We start from the raw sequence: 8,648 nt of genomic DNA on the forward strand, positions 1-8,648 counted from the left end.
TTGGCTGCGGCGTCATGGTGGCCGGTCGTGCCCCGCGGCGGAGCCGCAGATCGAACATAGCCCCGAGCCCCTTCTGGGCGTGGGAGTACTCGCGTCGTGTGGTGCTGTCGTGGGTCGTCTTGGCTGCGGCGTCATGGTGGCCGGTCGTGCCCCGCGGCGGAGCCGCAGATCGAACACAGCCCCGAGCCCCTTCTGGGCGTGGGTGCTCGCGTCGTGTGGTGCTGTCGTGGGTCGTCTTGGCTGCGGCGTCATGGTGGCCGGTCGTGCCCCGCGGCGGAGCCGCAGATCGAACATAGCCCCGAGCCCCTTCTGGGCGTGGGAGTACTCGCGTGGGTCAGCAGGGCGTACCGTCCGTGGGGGCGGTCGTGAGAATCGTCGGCGGAGTGTCTTCGACGGCCGGACACGGACAAGGAGCCCCGCCCGCGATGAACAGGTACAGCAGGACAGCAGCCGTGGCGGGGGCCGTCGTGGTGGGAGTGCCGGCGTTCCCGGGGGTGCCCGCAGCGGCTCGGGACGGTGGGCCGTGGGGAGCGGCGACCATCGCACCCGGCCGGGAGGGCATCGTCGAGGTCGCGGGTGTCCCGGAGGCCGCCGAGGGCGTGAGGCTGACGCTGACCGCGCCCCGGGGCACGCGGGTGACCGGCACGCCGCTCGACGCGTCCGGCTACCGCGGCTCGGTCGCCGCCGACGGACGCAGCGCGACGTACACCGTCACCGGCGGGGAGTCCGTGCAGGACAGCGTGCTCCCCTTCGTGCTGGCCGTCCCCGCGCACGCCGTGCCGGGCACCCGGCTGCGGGACTGCTCACTGCGCCTCACCGACGCCCAGGGCGTGCCGCGGGCGGTCGGCCGGTGTTCGGTCACCGTGGGGCCTGGCCTCGCCGGCCCTGGCCCGCCCGCTGTCCGGTGTGCCGCTGGCCGCGGTGGCGGAGATCTCCGGCACTGCCCATCCGGGAGCCCAGGTCACCGTCCGCGACAAGGACGGCCAGGAGGCCCGCGCGACCACCGCCGCCCCCGACAGCACCTGGAGCTGCACCACCGGCACCGGCCTCCCGGCGGGCGCCGACCGGCTTCAGCGGTCGCCGCCCTGAACGGGGTGAGCGCGATGAGCGAGCAGATCGACATCGTGGTGGCGGCGGAGGCCGGCGCGGGACGTCAGTAGCGCACGGCGCGGGCGACGTCCGCGCGGACGTCGCCGGAGAGATCGTGGGTGCTGCGGACCGTGGCCGTGGCGGACTCGCCGGCCTGTACGTGGTCGACCGTGACGATGGCGGTGTCGACCAGGCCGCCCCCGGAGTCCTTGAAGTCGACCTGGACGGCGAAGGAGCGCGTCGAGTCGTCGGTGTTGCGGACGGTGACCTCGGCCCGGACCCGGCCGTCGGAGCCGGCGACGGGCGTGCCGATCCGGACGTCGCCCTTGACGTCGATGCCGCCCTGGATGTCGTCGAGGCGGCGCCCGGCCTCCGCCGTGGCGGATTCGACCGCCTCGGAGGCCCCCGAGGCGATCGACCCCACGGCGGACTCCGCCTTGCTCGCGGCGTCCGAGGGACTGTAGTCACCGCTGCAGCCGGTGAGCACGGCGGACAGGGCGAGTGCCAGCACCGCCCCTCCCGTGGCCCAGCGGGTCCGGTGGCGGGCAGCCATGTCGCCTCCCTGGTCCTCCACGGCCCTACGGCCTCACAACTTCACGGCCTCATTGCCTCATGTGCGGCCCAGTCCGCCGCCGCCGAAGGAGCCACTGGATCCGGGCGACCAACGGCGCGGTTTCTGGTCCTTTCCGGTCCTGGTGCTCGCATGGTGGAGCTCATGGGGCATGAGCCGCTGCCCGTCGCGCGTCACGACCGGCATATCGTCGGGCTCCCGCATCTCCCGCGTCTCGCGGACCGGCCCGCCGTCCGGGACGTGCGGCTGCTCCTCCGGGGAGGGGTGGTGGGTGTCCGTGTCCATGACCCGCATCCCGACCCGCACGGCCCAGATCAGCGCGCAGGCCACGATGAGCCCGCCGACGAAGGCGATGGTCACGGCGACCACGTGATCTGACGACGCCGCCAGTTCTGCATACGTTGCCGTATTCATGCTCCAAGTATCACCGACGAAATGCGACAAAGCGTCCGGAATGCCCCTTCGGTATGTGCGGCAACCCGGGCCGCGCCGGTGACGACCTCACGGTGACACCCCGTCCCCCACACGTGGAGATCACCATGCGCAGACACCTCGCGCGGCTGCTCACCGTGCTCGCCGTCCTGGCGGCCGCGTTCGCCACGCCCGGCATGGCGTCCGGCATGACGTCCGGTACGGCGTCCGGCACGGCACGGGCCGCCGACGAGTGGAACCCGCCCGCGCACCTCGCCCAGCCTCTGAACGAGGTGTGGAACCACGTCTCGTCGACCTACCCGGACCTGTACGGCTTCCGGAACTACGGCTGGGACCAGGTCATGGCCAACCGGGGCAGCGTCAACTACTGCGTGCGCTGGGAGTCCGACGCCCCAGTCAGCGCCGCCCTGCGCGACCGGATCCACGCGGCACTGAAGAAGCAGTTCGGCACGTGGATGTCCGCGATGGTGGTGAACGGCAAGGGCCACAACGCCTGGCCGTACACCACGGTCCCGGTCAACATCGTCGGCTGGGCCGTGAAGAACCGCTCCACCCTCCAGTGGACCGACAACTCCGTCGACGTCTACAGCGGCATCCTGGACGGCGGCGGCGCCCCGCAGTGCGCCCCGGACTGCGGGCGCTTCTTCCACCAGGACGGCAACTACTCCAAGTGCCCGGGCGGCGCCGCCCGCCACTACGACGAGTCACTGTGGCTGACCAAGGGCTTCCAGGGCGGCGCGGGCGGCGACTGGGGCCAGCGCATGGGCCAGGAGTACTTCACCGGCGCCCTGGACCAGGAGAACATCCACATCTACCTGCACGAGGTCGGCCACACCTTCGGCCTCGACGACTTCTACGACTGGTCGCCGACCGGCCAGTGCTGCTTTCTGATGAAGGCGGGCAGCGCCACGCAGATCACCGAGTTCGACACGTGGATGCTGCGTGACTTCTGGCGCCATCTGAAGAGCCGCTACGGCCTGTGACGGGCTGCGGGCGGTGCGGGTGGCCCGGGCCCTCCTACCGCCCTGCGGGGTACCGTGGAGGAACCGAGGGTATGTCGCAAACCGGTGGCCGAACCGGTCTCGCCCCGGCGCTCCACGCACTCCCAGTACCTCTCCCCACCGGGCTCGCGGCTTCGCCACCTCGTGGCCACGCACCCCCACCGCAGCAGGAGCCCCTCGATGACGTCCGCCTCTTCACACCCGCCGTCCGCCCCCGCGCCGTCCGAAGTCCGGCTACGGATCGCGGACCAGCCCCGGCGGGGCAGCACGGCCCGCCGGATCGACGGGGCGTGGTGGCCCCGCTCGTACGACCTGGCCGCCGAACTGCCCGGGCTGCTCGGCGGACTGCCGGATGCCTGGGGCCGGATCGGCAGCGTCCTCGTCAACGGGGACACCTGGCCGGCCTGCCCGGATCGGATGGTCGTCGCGGGCCAGGAGGTGCACGTGGGGCGCACGGACTCGCCGACCGCCCCGCACACCGTCTGCCTGCTCGCCCCGGGCCGCGGCCGCTGGGACCTGCTGGTGGTGCCGCCCGCCACCGAGGAGGCGGAGGCGAGCCGGCTCATGGACCGGGCCGTCACGCAGGGCGTCTGACTCAGCGCGCGAGCAGTACCAGGGCCAGAGCGGCCAGCGCCGGGACGGTCTGGACGAAGATGATCTTCCGGCTGGCGGTCGCGGCGCCGTAGATCCCCGCGATCGCGACGCACACCAGGAAGAACACCGAGACCTGGGAGCCCACCGGGTCGGAGGCGACCGCGCCCCACACCAGACCGGCCGCGAGGAAGCCGTTGTAAAGGCCCTGGTTGGCCGCCAGGGCCTTCGTCCCGGCGGCGAACTCGGCACTGGTGCCGAAGGCGGCCGTGGCCCGCGGCGTGGTCCACAGGAACATCTCCAGCACCAGGATGTAGGAGTGGATGGCGGCGAGGGCCAGTACCGCGAGCGTGGCGAGGGTCGACATGCGCTCATCATCACAGGCCCGCCCGGCCCGTCCTCGTTCGGGCCCTCCCGGGAGGCGCCGTGGGTCTGGGACTGGCAGATTGCGCCCAGAGGAAGGCCGGCCCCGGCCGTCGCGTCCCCGCGTGTGCCGCTCGGGAGCCGGGACCGGCCTTCCCGCTTGCGGAGCGGCGCGGCGCGGTGCGCGGTGACGGGGCGGGGGCGAGGGGCCAGGAGCTCTGCCCGCTCCTGTTCGATTCTGATCGAGCACTTCATGGCTCCCTGGGGGGAGCTTGTGACGAGCTGGGGAGTCTCCTTGATGCATCACGGTTCCGCCGTGTCGCGCCGCGCCGGATTCCGGTGCGGCGCCGCGGCCCTGACCTTCGTGGCGCTGGCCGCCGGCACCGCCCTGACGGGTGCGTCGGCCGCGACGTCCGCCGGCAGCGCGGCGCTCGCCGGGCGGGCCTGCACGCCGACGCAGGGCTTCCCCGGCTGCCGGCTGTTCAACCCGACGACGGCGAAGCAGGAGTTCACGGTGCCGTCCGGAGTGACGAGCCTGGACGTACGGGCCGTTTTGCGGAACCTTTGCCTGAGGGTCGTGCGTTGGGTGGGTGTGCGCGCGTGAGCGGATGCGCCAGGTGAGGCCTACTAGTACCGAGGTGACGTCAATGGCAGTGTGGGACCGGCTCAAGGACCAGGCCAAGGCTCTCCAGCAGGGGCAGGGCGGGCGGGGCACGGCGACCGGTGGGCACGGCAGCGGTGGGACGAGGTCCGGTGGGGGCGGCAAGGCCCAGCTGGTCGGACTGCTGAAGACGCAGCTCGGGTCGTTGAAGAACGAGTTGAAGAGCGGTGCGTACCGGGACGCGAGCATGGCGATGTGCGCCCTGGTCGCGGCGGCCGACGGGAATGTGGATCCGGCCGAGCGCCAGCAGGTCGAGTCGATGATCCTCAGCAACGACGTCCTGCAGAACTTCCCGCCGGAGCAGTTGCGCACGCGTTTCAACAAGCATGTGGACCAGCTGACCGCCAACTTCCAGCACGGCAAGTCGGAGGCCATGCAGGAGATCGCCAAGACCGCCAAGAAGCCCACCGAGGCCAAGGCGGTGATCCAGACCGGCATGGTCATCGCCGGTGCGGACGGCCACTTCTCCCAGGCCGAGGCGACGGTCCTGCGCGAGGCCTGTGCGGCGTTGGGCGTGAATCCCGCCGAGTTCCAGCTCTGACCGGGCGAGAGCCGGCCGCTCAGGGAGCGCGCAGGGCGTCCACGGCCAGCCGGGCCGCCGTGCCGATGACGGCCTCGGCGGCGGGCAGGAGCGCGGAGGTGCGGGCCGTGCGGGTGAAGACGGCGCCGGCGTAGCGGCCCCCGAGGGGTACTCGACGACGCCGACCGCGGGACTTCACCCAGTCCTGCAACACGGCGTTCATCAGCCTGGGCGACCGGCTCGGCGACGGGCGGCATGAGCCCTGACCGGAGCATGACTCCCGGCCGGACCGCCCCCTCCCGGCGTGCTCCCCCGTGACCCGTGCGCGCCCGCCGAGTTGGGCCCCCGTGCCCCCTGCATGCCCGCCGTGAAGGAGCCCGCCGTATGACCCCTGACCGGAGCACGACCCCCGGCCGGACCGCCCCCTCGCGCCGTGCCCTTCTGGCCGCTGCTGCCCTGCCCCCGCTCTCCGCCTGCGGCACGGACGATCGCCCCGCCGACGACGCGTGACGGCGAAGCGCCACGCCCACCGGTTCGCCGTCCGGCAGGGCCGGCGTCCGCCGCCCCCGGCTGGCGGACCTGGAGCGCGAGTACGGCGCACGCGTCGGGGTTTACGCCCTCGCGACCGGTACCGGGGCCACGGTCGTGCACCGGGCCGGTGAACGCTTCGCGTTCTGCTCGACGTTCAAGGCGCTGGCCGCGGCGGCGGTCCTGGATCGCCGCTCCGCGAGCGGCCTGAACCGTCGGGTCACGTACACCGAGGCCGACCTGCGCTCCACCGCGCCCGTCACCGGCAAGCACGTCGCGACCGGGATGACCCTCCGTGAACTGTGCGACGCCGCCGTCCGCTTCAGCGACGGCACGGCGGGCAACCTCCTGATGCGCGACATCGGCGGCCCCGCCGCGCTCACCGCCTACCTGCGCGGGCTCGGCGACACCACGAGCCGGATGGACCACTACGAGCCCGAACTGCACGACGTGCCGCCGGACGACCCCGCCGACACCACCACCCCGCAGGCGATCGCCACCGACTTCCGCACGCTGCTCCTGGGCAGTGCCCTGCCCGTCCGCGAACGCCGGCTCCTCATGGGCTGGCTCTCGCGCAACGCCACCGCCGTCGGCGCCCGCCGCATCCGGGCCGGGCTCCCCGGGGCCTGGAAGGTGGCCGACAAGACCGGCACCGGCGACTACGGCCGGGCCAACGACATCGCGGTCGTCCACCCGCCCCGCAGTTCACCGCTCGTCCTGGCCGTCATGACCGACCGGCCGGGCCACGGCGCCGAGCCCTCCGACACCCTGATCGCCGAGGCGACCCGGCGGACCGTCGCCGCCCTGGAGCTCCCGGGGCTCAACGGGCGCCCGTCGGCGTCTATAACGGGGCCATGATCTATCACGTCGTACCGCGCACCGTCTGGACCACCGTCACCGGCCCTGCCTACGCGCCCGACTCCCTCGCCGAGGAGGGCTTCGTGCACTGCTCCCCGGACGAGGCGACCACGCTGGCCGTCGTCGACGCCTTCTACCGGGACGTGCCCGGGCCCCTGCTGGTGCTCGCCCTGGACGAGGCGCGGCTCACCGCCAGGGTGGAGTGGGAGGCGGCGGCTCCCACACCGCCACCCGGGGTCCGCGGGGACACCCTCTTCCCGCACGTGTTCGGCCCCCTCGACCGGGACGCCGTCGACGACGTCCTCGAGGTGCGGTTCGACGAGGAGGGCCGGGCCGCGGAGCTGCGTACGGCAGGATGACCGGGTGATCGAACAGAATTCCACACCGGCCGCCCCCGGGCCCGTCCTGCGCCCCGCCCGGGGAGCGGCCCGTTGCGCCATCGCGGCCCTCGCCCTGGCCGCAGTCGCCTGGGCGGCCCGTGCGGTCTGGCACCTCCGGCTCTCCGCCGCGGGGGAACCGGCCTCCGGCCCGCCCGACCAGGGCGGTGGCGTGCACCGTCCGCTGAACGCGCTGGAGGACTCCTACCACCTGGTCGCCTCCGTGGGCGGCGCCGTCACGGCCGTCTGCGTGCTCGCGTTCCTGTTCTGGCTGGATCAGGTGCGGGACAACGCCAAGGCACTCTCGGGCACGGCCCCGCGCTACGGCTACCCCTGGCTCTGGCTGGGCTGGATCGTGCCCGTCGTGAACCTGTGGATACCCCGGGGCGTCGTCGCGGACGTCCACCGCTCGGTCTTCCCCGAGCGGCCGCTGCCCGCCGTCGTGAACTGGTGGTGGGGCCTGTGGCTGGCCGGTCTGGCCGGCGGCGTGGGGATCATCTACGCCGACGACACGGACGACGTCATCGCCCGTGCCTACAGCGGCGTCCTGCCCCTGGCCGCCGCCGACCTGGTGATCGTGGCCGCGGCCGGGGCCGCCGCCCTCATGGTGCACACGCTCACCACGGCCCAGCAGCGGCGCATGGACGAACTCACACAGGACGCTTAGGAGGTGGCACCGGCCGGCGCGGCCCGTGCACCGACACGACGAACGAGGCGGTCACCCGCACCGGCGCCGCCATCCGCTCGACCCTGCCGCGCAGTTGCGCGGCGTCGACGTGATGCGCGGCCGGACTCATGGCCACCAGAGCGGCGACCTCCCCGGCCGTGAGACTCATGGCGTACTCCAGCGGTTCGGTGCGCTCGTGCCGGAAGTGCGCCGCCAGGGTCCGGCGCAGGCGGTCCTCCTTTCCGGGGTCGACGGCCAGCAGCCCCGTGCAGGAGCGCAGTTCGCGCAGATGCCGGGCGGTGGGGGTGACGACGAGCAGCGCGCCGTCCGGGCCGAGGACGCGGTGGAACTCGGGACCGTTGCGGGGCGCGAAGACGTTGAGGACGAGGTCGGCGCAGCCGGTGCGCACGGGCCAGGGCCGCCACACGTCCCAGCCGGCGGCCTCCGCCCGGGCATGCGCGCGGGCCGCCGCGCGCAGAGCGGGCACGGAGCTGTCCAGTCCCAGCCCCAGGGCGTCGGGGAGGGCGTCCAGGACGGCCCCGAGGTAGTGGCCGGTGCCCGCCCCGGCGTCCAGGACGGTGGCGTCGGGCGGGGCCAGTTCCGCGGCGAGTTCCGCGAGGGTGCGGGCGAGCGGGTCGTAGTGCCCGGCGCCGAGGAAGGAGGCGCGGCTGCGGACCATGTCGGGGGAGTCGGCGCTCGGTGCCCGCCGGTGGCCGGTCAGCAGGCTGACGTAGCCGTGGCGGGCGATGTCGAAGGTGTGCCGGCCGGCGCACCGCAGGGCGCCGTCGGTGCGCCGCAGGGAGGCCGGGCACAGGGGGCAGGTCAGGACGGACAGGAGTCGGTCGGAAGGCATGGGTGCTCCTCGGAAACGCGGCGCGCCGCGGCGAGGCGGGGCATCGCGTGCGGGCGGCGGACGGTGAGGCGTCGGCGCCCGCCGGGCGCGGACCCGTGTAACGGCGTGCGGGGGGGGGGTAACTCGATGACGGGCGC

Annotated in this window: 13 protein-coding genes and 1 pseudogene; 9 read left to right on the forward strand and 5 right to left on the reverse strand. The window is 73.6% G+C overall.

Annotated elements, in window-relative coordinates; all coding sequences use genetic code 11:
• The first annotated feature begins 425 nt into the window (after nucleotides 1–425).
• Nucleotides 426–1,160, forward strand: a complete 735-nt coding sequence (locus tag ABZ281_RS22530; RefSeq protein WP_356658038.1) for a carboxypeptidase regulatory-like domain-containing protein — start codon at nucleotides 426–428, stop codon at nucleotides 1,158–1,160.
• On the opposite strand, the gene ABZ281_RS22535 is transcribed toward ABZ281_RS22530, so the two are convergent.
• Together ABZ281_RS22535 and ABZ281_RS22540 are read right to left on the reverse strand one after the other, a co-directional pair.
• The gene (locus ABZ281_RS22535) at nucleotides 1,154–1,642 is read right to left on the reverse strand and encodes a hypothetical protein (RefSeq protein ID WP_356658040.1); all 489 of its coding nucleotides are present in this window, start codon (nucleotides 1,640–1,642) and stop codon (nucleotides 1,154–1,156) included. The genes ABZ281_RS22530 and ABZ281_RS22535 overlap by 7 nt on opposite strands.
• Before the next feature lie 57 nt (nucleotides 1,643–1,699).
• Complete coding sequence (locus tag ABZ281_RS22540) at nucleotides 1,700–2,074, reverse strand: DUF6479 family protein (protein ID WP_356658042.1); 375 nt, start codon at nucleotides 2,072–2,074, stop codon at nucleotides 1,700–1,702.
• Between the two features lie 125 nt (nucleotides 2,075–2,199).
• Between ABZ281_RS22540 and ABZ281_RS22545 the strand changes: the two genes are divergently transcribed.
• Together ABZ281_RS22545 and ABZ281_RS22550 are read left to right on the forward strand one after the other, a co-directional pair.
• Nucleotides 2,200–3,075, forward strand: a complete 876-nt coding sequence (locus tag ABZ281_RS22545) for a hypothetical protein (protein ID WP_356658044.1) — start codon at nucleotides 2,200–2,202, stop codon at nucleotides 3,073–3,075.
• Between the two features lie 198 nt (nucleotides 3,076–3,273).
• The gene (locus ABZ281_RS22550) at nucleotides 3,274–3,687 is read left to right on the forward strand and encodes a DUF5994 family protein (protein WP_356658046.1); all 414 of its coding nucleotides are present in this window, start codon (nucleotides 3,274–3,276) and stop codon (nucleotides 3,685–3,687) included.
• A 1-nt stretch (nucleotide 3,688) separates the two neighbouring features.
• Here ABZ281_RS22550 and ABZ281_RS22555 read toward each other — a convergent pair whose 3' ends face one another.
• Complete coding sequence (locus ABZ281_RS22555; protein WP_356658048.1) at nucleotides 3,689–4,051, reverse strand: DUF1304 domain-containing protein; 363 nt, start codon at nucleotides 4,049–4,051, stop codon at nucleotides 3,689–3,691.
• 294 nt (nucleotides 4,052–4,345) lie between these two features.
• On the opposite strand from ABZ281_RS22555, the gene ABZ281_RS22560 reads away from it, so the two are divergent.
• Both ABZ281_RS22560 and ABZ281_RS22565 read left to right on the forward strand, forming a co-directional pair.
• Nucleotides 4,346–4,651 carry a hypothetical protein gene (locus ABZ281_RS22560; RefSeq protein WP_356658050.1) on the forward strand — a complete coding sequence of 102 codons (306 nt, stop codon included), beginning with the start codon at nucleotides 4,346–4,348 and terminating at the stop codon, nucleotides 4,649–4,651.
• A 43-nt stretch (nucleotides 4,652–4,694) separates the two neighbouring features.
• Nucleotides 4,695–5,249, forward strand: a complete 555-nt coding sequence (locus tag ABZ281_RS22565; RefSeq protein WP_356658052.1) for a TerB family tellurite resistance protein — start codon at nucleotides 4,695–4,697, stop codon at nucleotides 5,247–5,249.
• Nucleotides 5,250–5,268: 19 nt separating this feature from the next.
• On the opposite strand, the pseudogene ABZ281_RS22570 reads toward ABZ281_RS22565, so the two are convergent.
• Nucleotides 5,269–5,414: pseudogene (locus ABZ281_RS22570) on the reverse strand (serine hydrolase); the annotation flags it as partial.
• A 198-nt stretch (nucleotides 5,415–5,612) separates the two neighbouring features.
• On the opposite strand from ABZ281_RS22570, the gene ABZ281_RS22575 reads away from it, so the two are divergent.
• The 4 genes from ABZ281_RS22575 to ABZ281_RS22590 all read left to right on the forward strand — a co-directional run bounded on the left by ABZ281_RS22575 (nucleotide 5,613) and on the right by ABZ281_RS22590 (nucleotide 7,658).
• Complete coding sequence (locus tag ABZ281_RS22575) at nucleotides 5,613–5,738, forward strand: hypothetical protein (RefSeq protein ID WP_356658054.1); 126 nt, start codon at nucleotides 5,613–5,615, stop codon at nucleotides 5,736–5,738.
• A gap of 69 nt (nucleotides 5,739–5,807) precedes the next feature.
• A complete protein-coding gene (bla, locus tag ABZ281_RS22580; RefSeq protein WP_356658062.1) occupies nucleotides 5,808–6,614 on the forward strand; it encodes a class A beta-lactamase in 807 nt (268 codons plus the stop codon).
• Complete coding sequence (locus tag ABZ281_RS22585; RefSeq protein WP_356658056.1) at nucleotides 6,611–6,973, forward strand: DUF952 domain-containing protein; 363 nt, start codon at nucleotides 6,611–6,613, stop codon at nucleotides 6,971–6,973. The genes bla and ABZ281_RS22585 overlap by 4 nt, the downstream gene beginning before the upstream one ends.
• Before the next feature lie 4 nt (nucleotides 6,974–6,977).
• Nucleotides 6,978–7,658, forward strand: coding sequence for a DUF4328 domain-containing protein (locus ABZ281_RS22590; RefSeq protein WP_356658058.1), 681 nt, complete (start codon nucleotides 6,978–6,980; stop codon nucleotides 7,656–7,658).
• On the opposite strand, the gene ABZ281_RS22595 is transcribed toward ABZ281_RS22590, so the two are convergent.
• Nucleotides 7,642–8,511 (reverse strand): putative RNA methyltransferase, encoded by an 870-nt coding sequence (locus tag ABZ281_RS22595; RefSeq protein WP_356658060.1) that lies wholly within the window; start codon nucleotides 8,509–8,511, stop codon nucleotides 7,642–7,644. The genes ABZ281_RS22590 and ABZ281_RS22595 overlap by 17 nt on opposite strands.
• Nucleotides 8,512–8,648: the final 137 nt, after the last annotated feature.

This window comes from Streptomyces sp. NPDC006265 (genome assembly GCF_040613555.1).
Lineage (GTDB): Bacteria > Actinomycetota > Actinomycetes > Streptomycetales > Streptomycetaceae > Streptomyces.